This is a genomic window from Desulfosporosinus sp. Sb-LF, assembly GCF_004766055.1.
In the GTDB taxonomy this organism is placed as follows: Bacteria; Bacillota; Desulfitobacteriia; order Desulfitobacteriales; family Desulfitobacteriaceae; genus Desulfosporosinus.
In genome coordinates this window covers 186558-202641 of the sequence record NZ_SPQR01000007.1, presented here as the reverse complement: position 1 = coordinate 202641, position 16084 = coordinate 186558, and the positions used below count along the sequence as shown (strand labels likewise).

Sequence of the window (16084 nt, the reverse complement as noted above, 5' to 3'; positions counted from 1 at the left end):
CCTCCGTCTTCAAGTTTATGGGAGTTTCTTACATTTCGGAAATACTGATGGCTTCTGTTGGACAGACCGACGTACAGCTTTCACAACCCATGCACTCTGATTCGTCACCAACTACATGAGCCTTGTCCTCACTAAAGCCAAGTAGGTGAGCTGGACATCCTTCAGTGCAAGAGTTGCAACCTGAGCATAGATCTTCATCGATTGATACAATAAACACAAATAACACCTCCTTAAACTAATAAAGAGAAAAATCAAACAGTGGACAAACCTTAATACGAGTTTTACTTGTGTAAATTAACACTAGTCCATGTCCTTAATTTAACACCTTGAGTTGTATCCGTACAATATTGAATACCGATTGAACTATACGGAATACTGATTATGAAGTTGAGGTGTATTAGTCTTGTTTAAAATACGCATCCAGACTGAGAGTCCTCCTTAAAGATAAGTTACTTCACTAATATCTTTTCCTTGGAGCATACAAAGATCAAAGGCTTGAAGTACAGAAGTGTCCTCAATGAGCAAACGCGCGGGAAGTCCAGCGATATGGTCAGCGATGACGCGACTTTGTTTGTTGGAGGTCGAGGCTAATGGAATATAAACCGATTCACCCGTAATAAGGTGAATTTGTTCTGCAGAGTCTACGCATCAAAATAGAAGGATCATTAGTCCGCAACTGCTCATCCACATGAATAGCTCCTATGCTTTCAATAGTGAACCCGGCCCCGCGAGCAAGTCTAACTTCTGGACATACCCAATGACTACAATAAACTTTTGTGTTTCAATATTACCTGTTCTGTGATGACACGACACACCTTTCCTTCAGCATCCCTTTCAAAAGCCTTCACTTTGCAAGTGAATTGAAGATCAACGCCATGTCCCTTCATTTCTACCTGTTTTGACATGCCAGAATCAAACAATATGAGTAACACTCGAGAATCAGCCTCACCTAAGGTAACCTTTAAACGAGGGCCAACTATTGCATCAGCTGTTTCAACTCAGATGGGTTCAGATCCCATGACCATGTCATGTTTCACCTGCTTGGTGTTTATTAAACCCTTGACCTTCTGGCATCATGCGAATGATCTCAATGTAAAGATCCGGCTACACCTGGAACCTGTTGGGCACTCGTCTTATCCACAGTAGCGAGAACAAAATAATCAGAAGTCAAGGTTTCCTCGAAATCCGTTACTAAGTTTGCGTGCCAAAACCGATTATATTGTTCCTGCCAATGCCTATGGCTTTACACCACACATTGACTTTAGATGTCAATTATCTTTGACTAGTAATACATGATTGAAACCTGAACAAATAGACCATTTCAGAATATCTGAAATGGTCTATTCTATAAGAATATAGTTGAAGTCTGATTACTTTGTTTCTAGAAACTCAAAGAAAGGCTTCTTCATATCCACCATTGCGTTCACCATTAACTCCACTAAACCGGAATACTGGAGATTAAATTTCTCAGTAGCATCGTAGTGTTCCAAAATACCACGCATAGCTCCCTTGCAGTTAGAACAAGGAGCACAAATATATTTAATAATTGAGGGGTCTGCTATGGTATCCTTAAAGGCTCCAAGAATCTGGTTAAATTTCACCCGAGAAGCAATTTGAGTTCTAAACTCAGGGAAGTTTGCGTCATTCATAATGGCGAAACCACTACCCCCGCCACAGCAGTAGTTTTCTGTTCCGTGAGGTGCCATTTCTCTAAACTGAGGACACAATGCTTTTACAACATTCCTTTGAGGCTCTACAATTCCCATTTGGCGCACCACATTACAAGGATCGTGGAGAGTTACTGGGAAATTATTCTTACCGGGATCAAATTTTACACGCTTATTCTTGACGATATCCCAAAAAAGAGGGAAACAGCTCTCTACAGGAATCTTAGCGTCACCAAAGGCCATGCGGTCAGCCACAATCGCCGAAGCCTTATGGGCATGCCCACATTCCCCCATCACCATGCGGTTGACGCCTAAGTCTTTAGCTACTTTCATCTGTCCCAAGGCGATCTTTTTAGCCTGAGGATCATCATACCAGAGACCATAGTTAACACTGTCATACCCCAAAACCTCACTACTAAGGGTCCAGTTTAAGCCAGCTGCGTTCATAAGAATGGCAAATGCAACAGGGTTTTCTGGCCAGGCTATAAACTCTCCAGCATTATGCAGCAGTAGAATGTCGGCACCTTTTTTATCCACTGGGAATTTAAGCTTTATGCCAAATCTTTCTTCGGTATCTTCTTCTAAGAACTCAAGGGTATCTAAAAACGCTGCTTTAGTCAAGCCAGTTGATGAGCCAGTCTTCAGCTGGTTCATCGTACCTTTGGCATGAATAGGAGTTGGAGCAATCCCCATCTCCTGGCTGAAGATCTTGCGAATTTCTTTGGCGAGAAGGGAGTTATCCAACCCCAGGGGACAGGTCTGAGCACAGCGCCTGCAAAGATTACAGCGGTAGGCTAATTCCCCTAGCCGAGCAATCGTTTCCCAGTTAACATCGATATCTGCCCCGACAAAACTGCCTAAGAGTTTTCCACTAGTGGTGAAATACTTCTTCATAATTTTACGAAGAACCTCAGAACGGAAAATCGGTCGGTACATCTCGTTGTCTCCTGTCGCTTCATAAATATGACAGGCACTTGAACAGGTATCGCATTTCGCACAGTATTCATATGTCAACAAGATAGGTTGGAGCACCCCATTATTGGCATCGGAGAAAATCTTTTCTAATCCTCTGAGAAAACTATTGACAAATTCATTTTCTTCCTCCTTAGTTTTGGGTCGAACTAAGGTTCCTATACCAACATATCCATCTAAAGAAGTGCAGTATTTTTCTTTCCATGCAGACTTAGGATCAGTTAATTGGGATTCCATTCCAGGCTTATCATATGGCGCCAGTAGAGGTATTAATTGACCTAGTTCGAGTTTGATAAGTTGCTCATCAGAGCGTCCCATATCCTTCGGACGTAGATCTTTTTGATTTATCATACTTTGATCTCCTTTTCCATAAAGTCGACATTCAAGATTTAAGTTATTTTCCTGGTGCAACGGGTGGCTTTAAATGAGGGGCAGACCACGAAGTGGTCGGGCGAAAAGTCGATGCTTTTTTGACTTGATGCTCGATCGCGCTTCCCTTAAGATTCGGATCATTGTCCCAAAGAACCTTATGGAAGGTAAAGTACTTTCCAACATAATGGCTCATCTTACTGATAGGAATATAAATCAGCATAATTCCGACAAGAATAATGTTTAGAGTTTGAAGGGTAGTGGCTGCAAAAGTAGAAGAGAAAGTAATAAGACTTCCAGTCACTTCTCGAGCAGTACCAAAGGATAAATCAGTGCCCCAGGTCATGATCCCAGAAACAAGAGCTGCAAAAATGAGCAACAGATTAAAATACTCTTGAGGAGTTGTATGCTTTTTTAAAGTATTGTCGAACAGCCGACGAAGAAATAATGCCCCAGATCCTAAAGTAGCTAGTGCAAGACCGGAAATTCCCGTTACAACAGTTAGGTAGTAAATCAACGATCCCCAGACGCTCAAGCTCTCTATAGCAACCCCGTTGGGGATAGAAAATACACCGATCACTAATAATATAGTCCAAGTCATCAGAAGGTAAATACCTAAGTGAAGAGCATAAGAAATCCACCATAACGGACGTTGGTTTTCGAACAGCTTCTTAATAAAAATAATTTCTTTTAACATTTCTTTTATTTCGCGTACGTGAGAAACTTTGTGTGGTTTATTCCACCATTCAGATTGCTCATAAAAGGAACCTCCATGTTCAAATCCTTCTTCTTTGGGAATTGGATAGAGATCCATACGCCCGTGCATGGGCATTTTCGCAAATTGATAAGCTTTGAAAGCAGATAGTCCTACAAATAGGAGAATGGATAGATACGCAATAATACTTAGTAACAAAACCTCAGCCTCCTTACAGTTGTTATAATTGTCACTAACCAGTCTACGTGAGTTGCTATTGCTTGTAAAATTACCATTTGCTATTACAGCATCTAATTTATTGATTGAGATTCATCCCACGATTATGACTCTTCTGAACACTTTTAGATCTAGAAGTTTTGGTATAAGATATGAGTAGCTTAGACAAACATATATATAAGGAGGATACCTATGAAGGCCTTGATTACATTAACATCGAGTGAATCAAAACGACTTATTGCACGAGGAGTAACAGCACTACCAAGCGTTCAGAACGCTTTGGAAAGACACACGATCATCGTTGCTGGCGGCACGTCTAATGCCTTTGTCGCTGAAGAATTACTAGGAATACACATCGAGGATAAAACCGGATATACAGTGGGTATCGTTACGAAAGGGGAGCTAGGAGTCAGTCAATCATCTAAAAGAACGGCTCCTTATGTTATCGAGCGAGGGAAAGCTCTCAACATCTCCTGGAAAGAATACTTGCCTAAGTTACAAGTGGGAGATATTTTCATCAAAGGCGGCAGCGCGGTTGATAACACTGGCTTAACCGCTGTGATGGTTTCCGATTCAACAGGGGGTACGATCGGGGCAGCTCAGGGAATCCTCTATGCACGAGGAATTGAACTAATTGTTCCGATCGGCCTAGAAAAGATGATTCCCGATGTTCGAGTAGCCGTAGATTTCATGACCAAATCTCCGATTGACGAAGCGATTGGGCATAAAGTTGGTCTCGTTCCTATGGTTGGTGCAACTGTTGTTACGGAATTGGCGGCCCTAGAAACACTCTATGATGTTGAAGTCCGATGCATCGCTGCCGGTGGAGTCGATGGCTCAGAAGGCGCCGTTACGCTCGCTGTCGAAGGTATAGAGGAAGAAGTGCAAAGGGTAATCAGAGACATTCAATCCATAAAAGGCGAGCCTCAGATTTCAGTTCAATGATGCCCACCTCTTTCCTCGAATCTGTCATTTGATGAAACTTACTCTTACTACATACGTTTCAATGGCCAAGCAATCTTGAGATTTCTTCTTACTTAATTTTAAAATAGGGTGTAACAAACTGGATGACACATTTTAAAGTGGTCCCCATGTCAAGGACATTTTGAAAAAGGGGCATTATAAAATCAAGATATTTCATATACACTCCTGATAAGGAGGAGATATGACAAAAGCACTGGTTGTTGCATCCCTGCGGATACAATTTCCAGTGCTTTTATTCAAACTCATATCTATACGGATTATGGAAAAGTTAATGAAATCATTGGATATCTTCAAAGAATATATGAGCAGTTCGCAAGTGCCTAACTATGTGAGGCGCTACTGTGATAGCCTTGATGAATTCAAATGGCAGTGGTTTTATAACCAAATGATAGAACCGATGGAATTCGTGGCTGATACGGATTATCTGTTTTATGTTCTGAAATAGATTCTAAAGTGCGATTTCGACGACCTTGGATATGCGGTCTATTTCCAGACCATCATGAATCCAGAAATGTTGCCGGAAGCATGGCCTAGTACGGTTCTCTAGGTGGACGTGGTCCGAAGAACTGGAAATAATGGCATTCAAGCCGTCCAGTATAGAGCTTTCTGCTTTTATCCCAACGACGTCCAATTAATCGTTCAGGAAATTGGTGAGTGGTAAGCATATGCAAAGACCAATTTTCCAAACGATTAAATGTTTCACCAAGTTCAAGATAGAGTCCTTCGATTTCTTTCAATTCACCAAGTCGTTCTCCATAGGGTGGATTAGCGATCATATGCCCATATTTAAATCTAGATCGTACTTCTGCCACGGGCAGGCGCTGAAAGTGAATGACGTCCTCTACTCCTGCCTCAATGGCGTGTGTGCGGGCCAAGGACAGAGCGTTAGGGTCTATATCCGAACCGTAGATATGTAGTGGTACGTTACGATCCCATACATCTAGCGCTTCCTGCCATGCCTCTTGCCAAAGTGCTTTAGGGATATTTGGCCATTTTTCTGCTGCAAAGCTACGTTTGAGTCCCGGTGCTCGATTTTGTGCAATAAAGGCCGCCTCAATGGGAATAGTCCCTGTCCCGCAAAAAGGATCTATTAACGCACGCTCCTTATTCCAAAAGCTTAGCTGAATCATCGCTGCTGCCAAAGTTTCTTTCAACGGCGCTTGACCCGCGAGCTGCCGATAACCACGCTTATGCAAACCAAGCCCAGATGTGTCAATGGTTAGCGTAACCATATCGTTTAGTAGAGCTACTTCGATCTGATAACGGGGTCCCGTCTCTTCAAACCAGCTCCGTCCGTAGGTTTCCTTAAGACGTTCTACAATGGCCTTTTTAACAATCGCTTGGCAGTCCGAAACACTAAAAAGCCGCGATTTTATGGATTTTCCTTGAACAGGAAAGTTTGCATCCTCTGTAAGCCATTCTTCCCAAGGTAGTGCTTTTGTTTGCTGAAAAAGTTCTTCGAATGTCTGAGCTTTAAATGAGCCCATTTTGAGTAGGACTCGATCAGAACTACGTAACCAAAGGTTTGTTCGGCAAAGTCCCAGTTCATCTGTCGTAAATAAAACTCTCCCGTTTTCGACATTAAGCTCATCATACCCAAGGTTTTTAAGTTCACGCGCCACAATAGATTCTAAACCAAAAGCAGCAGTTGCAATTAGCTCAATTTTTGCCATATGGATTCAACCTCTCTTAAATCAGACAATATACATGATCCACATAATGACCATTTAAATAGGTTTTAATCTGTATCTTTTCTATCATAAGTGGTGTAAGCCCAAATGGCAAGTTCTTAATCAGTACTGGTTAAAAAAGAGGTTATAACTTCTTTATATTTTCAGTATTTCTACTGAATCAACGGTTAAATTTTATCAGTGCTTTTGATTCCTTCTTTAATTTTACTAGATATTTGCTCCATAAACTCTTGAAACTTTGTGTTAGCGTTGTTAGATAAATAGACTTGAGGATTTCTTATACAGATTTCCTCTATCTCTTTAATTTTCTCCAGTTCTTCTTTACTCAATTCTATTCCAGAAATTTTCTTTCGATATTGTTCCTGCTGGATTTTCTGAAAGTCTTCTACTAGCTTGCGAGCTTCAGTGTTATGAAGAAGATCATATTCTGCCTTTTTATATTCTTTGTACACCGTTGTAAGAGCAATTGATTGACCGAGTTCGGTGCTTTTCTGCATAATTTTCTCAAGTTCATTCAATTCCCATATTCCTCCTTAATTATTGAAAATCCCTTACAACATATTCTTCGCCACAGTCTATCTTTTAATCCCAAAAAACGGAATGGCATTTTCTGACTCCCTCACTCACTCTTCTTATAACTCTTTTTTGTTTTACGAGTCAAAGGCATGTAAGCTCTGAAACCCAACATGCCTTTATAATTTCTCCAGTTTATTAAGCAGAACAGAACATCTGTTTTAAATAATTCTTAATCGCGCTATTGACCTTATCGGGTTGTTCTGTCATAGACATATGCCCTGCATCTGCAATAAGAACAAGGGTTGAGTGAGCTAGTTCTTTAGAAAGGTATTCAGAATATCGTACCGGAGTCATTTGATCATCTTCTCCACAAATGACTAATGCAGGAAGCTTAATATTACTTACACGGTCCATAACATTAAAATCATCACATGCTCTGAAATCAGCGAGATAAACCACAGTTGGGACTGTTTTCATTGCTTCGACAGCCTGTTCTAATACTGCCAAGGAAGCTTTGAAGGAATAGCTGTAACTGACGTTTCCCAGCGGGTGTTCGCCCCTTGCTAGTACTTCTAGCGTCTCAGAGTTTACCCGCAACCTTGCCCCGCTATCGACGATGATCAGCCCTTTCATCAAATCGGGATAGGTTAAGGCCATCTCTATAGCAATAGCTCCGCCCATAGAGTGCCCTGCGACAATGAATGGATCTAAATTTAAAGCTCTTACGAACCGCCATAAAAACTCTCGGTAAGCAATTATGGCATCTGCTGTTGGACCTTCAGATAGACCATGCCCTGGGAGATCCGGGGCAATTAGGTTATAGCCCTCGATTCCTGACAACTGGTTAGCCCAAGTTTTTCCTGTCCCGCCCGCCCCATGTACAAACAATATTGTCGGTAGGTCAGCTTGAAAATAATCATTCTGATGATAATGAATTTTCTTTCCCTGAACATTGATAAGCGGCATTTTTTTGGACCCCCTCTAAGAATTATAACATTTTAGCACCGCTGCCAAGAACAATGAAAGGTTTTAATAAATGAGCAATAAGTTCGGACCTTAGCTATTCTATTGCATACATCTCGACAATTTTCAGAATGACTTCTACAGCCTTTTCCATGGCGTACGTGGGGATGAACTCATATTTACCATGAAAATTGTGTCCCCCAGCAAAAATATTAGGAGTAGGTATGCCCATGTAGGAGAGCCTAGCCCCATCGGTTCCACCACGGATCGGACGGATATCTGGAGCGACTCCCACCGCCTCCATTGCTTTTGAAGCGGTGTCGACAATGTGTTTGACTGGCTCAATCTTCTCTCTCATGTTGAAATATTGATCTTTAATTTCGACAGTAAATGTATCTTTCCCATAGTTCTCATTCAGTTGATTTGCAATCCGCTGCATTAGTTTTTTTCGTTTTTCAAAAGAAGCTAAATCGAAATCCCGTACGATATAACGTAACTCGGCTTCTTCGACTTTCCCTAGAATATTGGTCAAGTGATAAAATCCTTCATATCCTTCTGTTACAGCTGGTGTTTCTTCTTTTGGTAACAGATTGATGTATTCCTGAGCAAGTAGGCTAGCATTGATCATTTTTCCTTTTGCTGAACCAGGGTGAATGTTTCTCCCTTGTACACTTACTATCGCTCCAGCTGCATTAAAATTTTCATATTCCAATTCTCCGATAGGCCCGCCATCAATTGTGTATGCAAAATCCGCACCGAATCTTTCAATATTAAAGTGATCTGTCCCTCTTCCCACCTCTTCATTTGGCGTAAACGCAACATAGATTTTACCATGATTGACCTCTTGATTGTTTTTGAGATATTCCATCGCGGTCATAATCTCAGCAATTCCTGCCTTGTCATCTGCTCCTAGTAATGTCGTTCCATCTGTCGTGATTAGAGTTTTTCCCTTATAGTTGTTAAGTTCTGGAAACTCCTTCGGAGATAGTACAATATTCTTTTCTTTATGAAGGACTATATCGCCACCATCATAGTGTTCGATAATTTGAGGATTGACTCCATTACCGCTCATATCAGGACTTGTATCCAAATGTGCAATAAAACCAAGAGAAGGTAAGATCTTATCAGTATTTGCGGGTAAGCAAGCCATAACATAGCCGTTATCATCTAGGGAAATATCCTCTAAATTTAGAGTTTTTAACTCATCTACGAGTACTTTAGCCAGCTCGATTTGTCCTTGAGTCGTAGGGAAATTATTTTCTTCAACGGATTGAGTATCAAATTTGACATACTTTAAAAATCTTGCTGTAACGTCCATAATAAAATCCTCCATATCTCAACTATCGTACGTTTAAGTAAGCAACGTCAATAAATATTGTTTAATCTACTAATTCTATTCTATGTACTTGTTTAGAATCGCAAACTACTAAAGCATTATTTTAGATGTTTCCAAAAAAACTATTAAGGCCTCAAGCCCGATAGCTTGAGGCCTTTTCATTGGCCTTTAAGTCTTAGCTTCCACTGTCTGTAGCCTCTTTGGCCTTTTTCTGCTCCTGTTTGAATTCTGCGCTTCTAGAATCATACTTTGCACTAGTTCGCCCTTTAGTATGTTTTTGAATTTCTCCTGACTTCTTCATACTTACCTCCATGCTTCTAAGACTTTTAGAACCCATGTTTAGTATGTTTCAGTAGCAGAGAGTTCATGTAACCTAAAAACTTCTGTAACCTTTTCTTTAAAATAAAATATCCTACTAGTAACGTACAAAGGCCTTATACATCTACAAACTTGAGGTGATAGAATGAATTATAAGTTGTCGCGCTCTAATTACAGGCAACTAGTTGTGGGGACTGACACTAAGATCCCGCTCTTTAACGGTCAATTTACAACAGGCATCAACTTTGATAACGCGGCTTCAACCCCTCCTTTTGTTTCAGTGATGGAGGAAATAAATAATTTCTCATCAATGTACTCTTCCATTCATCGTGGCACAGGGTACAAATCACAAATGTCCTCCCAGCTCTTTGAAGAAGCAAGATCTGTCGTCCTTAAATTTGTCAATGCAGACCCACGCCAAGATACGGTTATCTTTGTAAAGAACACAACAGAAGCCATTAATAAATTATCCCATCGTCTCTGGGAAGGTGGAAAGAAAAGTGTTATTCTATCAACTTGGATGGAACACCACTCTAATGATCTCCCTTGGAGAAATAAGTTTCAAGTTGATTATGTTCAGACAGACTCTTATGGAAAACTGAGCCTCAAAGACCTTGAGAGTAAATTAATCAAATACAAAGGTAAGGTGAAACTTGTCACTGTTACGGGAGCTTCAAATGTAACAGGATATGTAAACCCGATACATAAAATAGCTGAACTGGCACATCGTTATCAGGCGAAAATACTTGTTGATGGGGCACAGATGGTTCCTCATACCGCTATTAACATGAAACCTAACAATCCGCTTGAACATATCGATTACTTAGCATTTTCAGCTCATAAAATGTACGCGCCCTTTGGCATTGGAGTACTTATCGGCCCGCACGAAACGTTTAAGCAAGGTGTTTCAGAATTCGTAGGAGGAGGTACTGCAGAAGTCGTAACTCATGATTGGGTAAAGTGGAATGACTCTCCACACAAGGATGAAGCTGGCTCTCCCAACGTCATGGGCGTTGTAGCCCTCGTGGCTGCAATTAAAACACTAACAGCCATTGGAATGAAAAATATTGATCAATACGAACATCAACTTGCTGACTATGCCCATTCGAGACTGAAATCAATTCCAGGTATTACGCTTTACTCTCAATTTTTCCCGGGCGAACCACGAATTGGGGTCATCCCTTTTAATATAAACGGAATGCCACATGAACGAGTGGCATCTATCTTATCGAACGAAGCGGGTATTGCGGTTCGAACCGGGTGTTTTTGCACCCAGCCCTATATTCAGAAACTTTTATCGATTTCTCCTAAGCAAATGGAGTTCTACAAAAGGAGCGTGAATGCTCCCCGGCCTGGTATAGTACGACTGAGCTTTGGATTATACAACGATTTTAATGAAATTAATGTTTTGACCCAAATGCTTGAAAGAATTATTAGACACCCAACAACTTACATTTACTAAATGTTATACAATTTCTATTTCTACTTATAATAGGTTTTGTATATAGCATTTAAGGGGTGTATGAAATGAATAAGAAAATGAACCTTCTCATGTTTAGCGGTGATTATGATAAAGCACTAGCCGCGCTGATCCTTGCCAACACAGCTAGAGAGCTGGATGTCGATGTGACCATGTTCTTCGCTTTTTGGGGACTCTTTTTAGTTCGCGATCCTGAAAAAGTAACTTTTGACAACAAAACTGCTTTTGAGAGCATGTTCGGAATGGTTACTCCAAAGGGACCTGAAGAATTGCCCCTCTCACGGATGAACATGGCAGGTCTAGGGAAGCAAATGCTTCTTGACATGATGGACGATGAAAAAACCCCTTCTCTGACAGATTTCCTCAATGGAGCAAGGAAAAAAGGAGTTAAATTTTACGGATGCAAATTATCCGTTGACGTCATGGGATTTGAGGAATCCGAACTACTACCAGAGGTTAAAGTTATTACGGCAAAAGAATATTTAAGTGATGCTTTAGACTCAGACATGCAACTCTTTATCTAATTACTTTGTGCTTAATCCAAGAGCTTCTTTGGCAAGCCGGTCAACGTAATCGTTAAACCGATCTCCGCTATGGCCGGCCACCTTTTTAAATTCGTACAATCCATGATGTGCTCGCATAAACGTCACATATGCTTGTGTAAACTTGTTTTTGGCCTGCCAATCCCCATTAACCCAGTGCGAAATACCAGAATAGTCATGATAGATTCGAATCCGCACATCTAGTGTTTTGGCTTTTTCCACAGCATGTCGTACGGCAGCGATTTCCCCTGCCACGTTTCTCATGCTTGAGGCTTCAAGGTCTTCACCAACTCCATTGCTTTCGAAAACGACCTGATCATCCTTAATAAAGGCATAACCATAGGAATATCTGCCATTGGAATAGCTTCCATCTGTATAAACCTCGAAGTCAACAACACTCTCTTGATTAACCTGCTCATTTGCCTTAGAACTTCCGGCAATCGTAATAGAAACTTCATCTTTCTGGGCTTGCCACTCAAGGGCTTCAGCTTTCGTTTCAAATCCTTTAAACATAGCCCCTTTATATCCCTTGACGGATGCTTGACATTCCGGCCAGTTGTTAAAAATGCCGATCCTAGATCCCCTTTTGACTACGTAATAATTTTTTTTACCCAAAATTGTCACCCCTTATCCGCTTCTAACTATTATAAATCGTTTCATTCCAAAAATAAAACAGTAGCTTCTAGAAACGTACGAATATCCCCTTAGCAAAAGAAGGATAATTCAAAATATTGTTGAAAATAAATATATAGCTTTAAAAGAAACTCGATCTTAGCTGGATGTATGTTTCAACAAATAATAAGAAGGGGGAGTAATTATGGAGACTTATAGGGTAAAGGTTGGTGCAGAAGGAGAAATCATTTTGCCCTTGGAATTGCGTAAGCTTTTCGGACTAGTTGCAGAAGATACGTTAGATTTGTGTGTCGACTCTGAAGGAAAAGTTTTCGTTCATACCGCCGAACGTTCTGTCCGGCCGCTCTCGGATTTCTTTGAAGATCTGATTATAGGTGATTTGCGATGTGACGGGTGTACAGGGGATGTTCTTAAAAACAAGCTTTTAGAGCGCAAGTTAAAACTCAGTACCGTACTCGATCGCTTATCAGAAGAGGCCTACAGGGCATATAAAAATGGTCAATCGATCAAATGGTGGGAAACTCCAGCGTTAGAATCCCTGGGTATTAAGAAAATCTCCAAAGGGATCTATGATGTTATGCTAACCACCCGCGGGGTTCATGATTTAGTCGTCCTTAGTGAAGACGAACTCCGCGAAATTCCGGCTGTCTTCGAGAGCTTAGAACAAGACCCCCTAGCCTTTAAACATCTTAGCGGGCCATATTACGAAACTTATCGGGTTTCTTTCCGTAGTGGATCAAAGGAATATCGGGTCGTTTACACCGTCTTTGCCCCAGAAAATCTTATCGCTATTTTAACAGTTGGAGCGCGCGAGGTGATTTATGAACGGCTTAACGGGATAGCCTGAAAGGTCAAATTTTACAATAAAACTATGACCATTCCAGTCAGAACCCTTGTGTTCAATCATATAACGTATAGTAGAAGAGACAAGCTAAATATGGCTTGTCTCTTCTACTATACGTTATTATATACCTTAGCTCGAAAGCCTACAGAAAACCATGGAAAATCCAATATTCAAACGCATTGTTTTCTCAAAAACGACAGCGATTATATAACTTGCTTTATATGTGTTAAAATGACCTGTAATATGCTATATTTAGCTTTAAAAGTTCCGCTCAGAATTCTTCTCTTTTTAATTAAAAGTTTGTCCGATGCTCAAGAATTTTAACAGTTCATCAGATCACGGAAGGGGTATTACACTTTGAATCAAGTCGCAAGCACCCTATCAACACGTCTTAAAGCTTCGCCTCATTACCGCTGGTTTATCCTTGCAACCGTATCAATTGGCACATTCATGGCAACTCTAGATGGCAGTATAGTTAATGTGGCCCTACCCACCATTTCCGGCAAATTAAATGCGAGCCTTTCAATATTGCAATGGGTCGTTATTGCCTATCTATTAACCGTATCCAGTTTGTTGCCTGTTTTTGGGCGAATTGCAGATCTTCTAGGGCGCAGACGAGTTTACTCTTTGGGATTTTTGGTTTTCACCCTTGGTTCGGTTTTCTGCGGAATAGCCTCGAATATTTGGTTTCTGATTGGGATGCGTGTACTCCAAGCCATAGGTGCTTCTATGTTGATGGCAAACAGTGCCGCGCTAATTATTGCCAACTTCCCGCCCAAGGAACGAGGACGGGCGCTAGGACTGACAGGAACTGTTGTCGCATTAGGAAGCCTAACAGGCCCGGCTGTCGGCGGTCTCTTAGTTGGTTTATTAAACTGGCGCTCTATTTTCTATATTAATTTGCCGATTGGGATTCTCGGCTATCTCGCCGCACAAAACATTCTCCCTAATGACAAACCCCAACACAATAACGAAACCTTCGATTTTGTGGGGGCACTTTTCTTCACGCTAGGAATGATCAGCTTATTATTTGCGATCAGCAATGGCCAGAATTGGGGTTGGCGATCTTACCCAATCCTTGGAGGAATACTACTGGGAACACTTTGTTTAGCATTCTTTTTCTATACAGAGGTTCGAGTCACCAATCCCATGATTGATCTTTCTCTGTTCCGAATCCGCCCTTTTTTCATAGGAAATATTACTGGCCTTCTCTCATTCGTTACTATGTTTGCTAATACGATACTCATGCCTTTTTATCTACAACATGTGTTAAATTACAGTCCAACTCAAGTGGGATTACTGATGACCTCTTTTCCCCTGATGATGGCGATCATCGCACCAATCAGTGGACATGCCTCTGACCGCATCGGCCCAATAGCTCTTACTACTAGCGGACTGTTCATTACGGCTTTAGGTTTATTTTATCTTTCAACAGTGACCGCAACCTCACTATTTTGGCAGATAATACCTGGCACTCTCCTCATGGGCATGGGCGCCGGCCTGTTCCAATCTCCCAATAACAGCAGTGTCATGAGTGCAGTCCCACCTAGAAAATTGGGCGTAGCAGGCGGAATTAATGCACTTGTCCGCAATGTCGGCATGGTAATCGGTATCGCCTACTCCGTCTCATTATTTGAAAACCGTGAAGCGATGCTCCTTATGGGCGTAAATAACCCTACAGCAATCCAACAAGCCAATGCGTTCGTAAGTGCATACCATACTGTCATGCTTACCTCAATGGGCATAGCCATTTTTGCTGCTCTACTTTCCCTGAATCGTAGAGGATACATCCGAGAACCAAAATCTTAAATAATTAATATTCCTTTCTACCAAAAAAATCCGACTATAAAGAAGATTCAATGGCGATCGTCAAGCTTCTAGGCGCCGGTGATTGCCATTGAATCTTCTAACCACCACAAAATACCCTATAGAGTAGACTTTTTAAATCGTCTACTCTATAGGGTATTTTTTTCGGAAAGCTACTAGCTTTTCAACATTAAGACTCTAATGCCGTGAATACCACCATGACCCCTCTACTTGAGATAAGTGAGTGGTATTCGCTTCGCCGACAAAATAGTGGCAGGAGAATCTACAGTCCATGGCTTTCTTTCAAAGTTGCCCCATAGTTTGGATACTTCCCATCCAGTATCCATTAAAGCATTTTTCAGGATATCGCACGTAATCGGAAATAAAATGTTGACACCTGACACAACCTGTCTCGTGGCAGGAAATTCAATTTTCATAGCAAAATCAAGTTTCCCATCTGCACGATGGGTATACAATCGGTAAAAGAATAAATGTTCCGTCTTGATAAAGGGTAGTTCTTTAATTTGCTGAGCCAAAATCCGATCGTAATTCACGATTTGTAATAACAGTCGATCTCCCTTCTCACGAAATTGAGCCAAAACTTGTTTCAACTCAATTTCCCCAGACACATGTGCTAATGTATTTCCCAAACAAACGATTCCGTCAAAACGTTCATTGATACTACTTAGGTCCCGCATATCCGCAACTGAAAATGAAGCCGAGCTTGCTGTTTTTTGAGCTTTTATTTTGGAAATCTCAATCATCTCATCGCTTAAATCCACGCCAAGCACTTGCACACCCGTTTGGCTCATTTCCAAAGCAAACGTCCCTGTACCGCAACCAATATCAAGAACCGATGACACAGATTCCTGCCTTAGATAATCCTGCAGAAATGTTTTCTGTGGTCCCTTTAATGGAAAGATCTCATCATAGTATTCAGATAAAGCGTGGTAAAAATCCATTCAATCACCCTCTCTTGTGGTAAGGCAAGGGGAAAGGTAACTTCTTTATACGCAAGTTACTCATAAAAGT

Annotated in this window: 16 protein-coding genes; 6 read left to right on the top strand and 10 right to left on the bottom strand. The window is 41.1% G+C overall.

Features of this window, described 5'->3' with window-relative positions:
* Window positions 1–28: 28 nt before the first annotated feature.
* The 3 genes from E4K68_RS12545 to E4K68_RS12535 form a co-directional block, all read right to left on the bottom strand.
* Window positions 29–217: a 4Fe-4S binding protein gene (locus tag E4K68_RS12545; protein WP_135379276.1), complete on the bottom strand. Its 189-nt coding sequence runs from the start codon at window positions 215–217 to the stop codon at window positions 29–31.
* Window positions 218–1370: 1153 nt separating this feature from the next.
* Entirely contained in the window at window positions 1371–2990 is a 1620-nt protein-coding gene (locus E4K68_RS12540; RefSeq protein WP_135379275.1) for a (Fe-S)-binding protein, read from the bottom strand.
* 43 nt (window positions 2991–3033) lie between these two features.
* A complete protein-coding gene (locus tag E4K68_RS12535) occupies window positions 3034–3921 on the bottom strand; it encodes a respiratory nitrate reductase subunit gamma (RefSeq protein ID WP_135379274.1) in 888 nt (295 codons plus the stop codon).
* Between the two features lie 210 nt (window positions 3922–4131).
* Between E4K68_RS12535 and E4K68_RS12530 the strand changes: the two genes are divergently transcribed.
* Complete coding sequence (locus E4K68_RS12530) at window positions 4132–4884, top strand: hypothetical protein (RefSeq protein WP_135379273.1); 753 nt, start codon at window positions 4132–4134, stop codon at window positions 4882–4884.
* Between the two features lie 220 nt (window positions 4885–5104).
* On the top strand, window positions 5105–5368 hold the full coding sequence (locus E4K68_RS12525) for a hypothetical protein (protein ID WP_135379272.1): 264 nt from the start codon (window positions 5105–5107) through the stop codon (window positions 5366–5368).
* Between the two features lie 85 nt (window positions 5369–5453).
* Here the strand turns inward: E4K68_RS12525 and E4K68_RS12520 are convergent, their stop codons facing one another.
* The 5 genes from E4K68_RS12520 to E4K68_RS21445 form a co-directional block, all read right to left on the bottom strand.
* The gene (locus tag E4K68_RS12520) at window positions 5454–6596 is read right to left on the bottom strand and encodes a class I SAM-dependent RNA methyltransferase (RefSeq protein WP_135379271.1); all 1143 of its coding nucleotides are present in this window, start codon (window positions 6594–6596) and stop codon (window positions 5454–5456) included.
* A 185-nt stretch (window positions 6597–6781) separates the two neighbouring features.
* The gene (locus tag E4K68_RS12515; RefSeq protein WP_135379270.1) at window positions 6782–7132 is read right to left on the bottom strand and encodes a YlbF family regulator; all 351 of its coding nucleotides are present in this window, start codon (window positions 7130–7132) and stop codon (window positions 6782–6784) included.
* Between the two features lie 193 nt (window positions 7133–7325).
* Window positions 7326–8096 carry an alpha/beta hydrolase gene (locus tag E4K68_RS12510; protein WP_135379269.1) on the bottom strand — a complete coding sequence of 257 codons (771 nt, stop codon included), beginning with the start codon at window positions 8094–8096 and terminating at the stop codon, window positions 7326–7328.
* 94 nt (window positions 8097–8190) lie between these two features.
* The gene (gene pepT / locus E4K68_RS12505; protein ID WP_135379353.1) at window positions 8191–9414 is read right to left on the bottom strand and encodes a peptidase T; all 1224 of its coding nucleotides are present in this window, start codon (window positions 9412–9414) and stop codon (window positions 8191–8193) included.
* Window positions 9415–9604: 190 nt separating this feature from the next.
* A complete protein-coding gene (locus E4K68_RS21445; protein WP_282432986.1) occupies window positions 9605–9730 on the bottom strand; it encodes a hypothetical protein in 126 nt (41 codons plus the stop codon).
* 162 nt (window positions 9731–9892) lie between these two features.
* Between E4K68_RS21445 and E4K68_RS12500 the strand changes: the two genes are divergently transcribed.
* Together E4K68_RS12500 and E4K68_RS12495 are read left to right on the top strand one after the other, a co-directional pair.
* Complete coding sequence (locus E4K68_RS12500; protein ID WP_135379268.1) at window positions 9893–11209, top strand: aminotransferase class V-fold PLP-dependent enzyme; 1317 nt, start codon at window positions 9893–9895, stop codon at window positions 11207–11209.
* Window positions 11210–11274: 65 nt separating this feature from the next.
* Complete coding sequence (locus tag E4K68_RS12495) at window positions 11275–11751, top strand: DsrE/DsrF/DrsH-like family protein (RefSeq protein ID WP_135379267.1); 477 nt, start codon at window positions 11275–11277, stop codon at window positions 11749–11751.
* On the opposite strand, the gene E4K68_RS12490 is transcribed toward E4K68_RS12495, so the two are convergent.
* Window positions 11752–12393, bottom strand: coding sequence for a ribonuclease H family protein (locus E4K68_RS12490; RefSeq protein WP_348982859.1), 642 nt, complete (start codon window positions 12391–12393; stop codon window positions 11752–11754). It abuts the gene before it with no gap.
* A 193-nt stretch (window positions 12394–12586) separates the two neighbouring features.
* Between E4K68_RS12490 and E4K68_RS12485 the strand changes: the two genes are divergently transcribed.
* Entirely contained in the window at window positions 12587–13249 is a 663-nt protein-coding gene (locus tag E4K68_RS12485) for an AbrB family transcriptional regulator (RefSeq protein WP_135379265.1), read from the top strand.
* A 354-nt stretch (window positions 13250–13603) separates the two neighbouring features.
* Window positions 13604–15055, top strand: a complete 1452-nt coding sequence (locus E4K68_RS12480) for an MFS transporter (RefSeq protein WP_135379264.1) — start codon at window positions 13604–13606, stop codon at window positions 15053–15055.
* A gap of 224 nt (window positions 15056–15279) precedes the next feature.
* On the opposite strand, the gene E4K68_RS12475 is transcribed toward E4K68_RS12480, so the two are convergent.
* On the bottom strand, window positions 15280–16014 hold the full coding sequence (locus E4K68_RS12475; RefSeq protein WP_135379263.1) for a class I SAM-dependent methyltransferase: 735 nt from the start codon (window positions 16012–16014) through the stop codon (window positions 15280–15282).
* Window positions 16015–16084 lie beyond the last annotated feature (70 nt).

Excerpts from the sequence above, each read along its gene's own strand:
- E4K68_RS12540 (WP_135379275.1), bottom strand. The coding sequence starts at position 2,990 with ATGATAAATCAAAAAGATCTACGTCCGAAGGATATGGGACGCTCTGAT.
- E4K68_RS12530 (WP_135379273.1), top strand. The coding sequence starts at position 4,132 with ATGAAGGCCTTGATTACATTAACATCGAGTGAATCAAAACGACTTATT.
- E4K68_RS12525 (WP_135379272.1), top strand. The coding sequence starts at position 5,105 with ATGACAAAAGCACTGGTTGTTGCATCCCTGCGGATACAATTTCCAGTG.
- E4K68_RS12520 (WP_135379271.1), bottom strand. The coding sequence starts at position 6,596 with ATGGCAAAAATTGAGCTAATTGCAACTGCTGCTTTTGGTTTAGAATCT.
- E4K68_RS12510 (WP_135379269.1), bottom strand. The coding sequence starts at position 8,096 with ATGCCGCTTATCAATGTTCAGGGAAAGAAAATTCATTATCATCAGAAT.
- E4K68_RS21445 (WP_282432986.1), bottom strand. The coding sequence starts at position 9,730 with ATGAAGAAGTCAGGAGAAATTCAAAAACATACTAAAGGGCGAACTAGT.
- E4K68_RS12500 (WP_135379268.1), top strand. The coding sequence starts at position 9,893 with ATGAATTATAAGTTGTCGCGCTCTAATTACAGGCAACTAGTTGTGGGG.
- E4K68_RS12495 (WP_135379267.1), top strand. The coding sequence starts at position 11,275 with ATGAATAAGAAAATGAACCTTCTCATGTTTAGCGGTGATTATGATAAA.
- E4K68_RS12485 (WP_135379265.1), top strand. The coding sequence starts at position 12,587 with ATGGAGACTTATAGGGTAAAGGTTGGTGCAGAAGGAGAAATCATTTTG.
- E4K68_RS12475 (WP_135379263.1), bottom strand. The coding sequence starts at position 16,014 with ATGGATTTTTACCACGCTTTATCTGAATACTATGATGAGATCTTTCCA.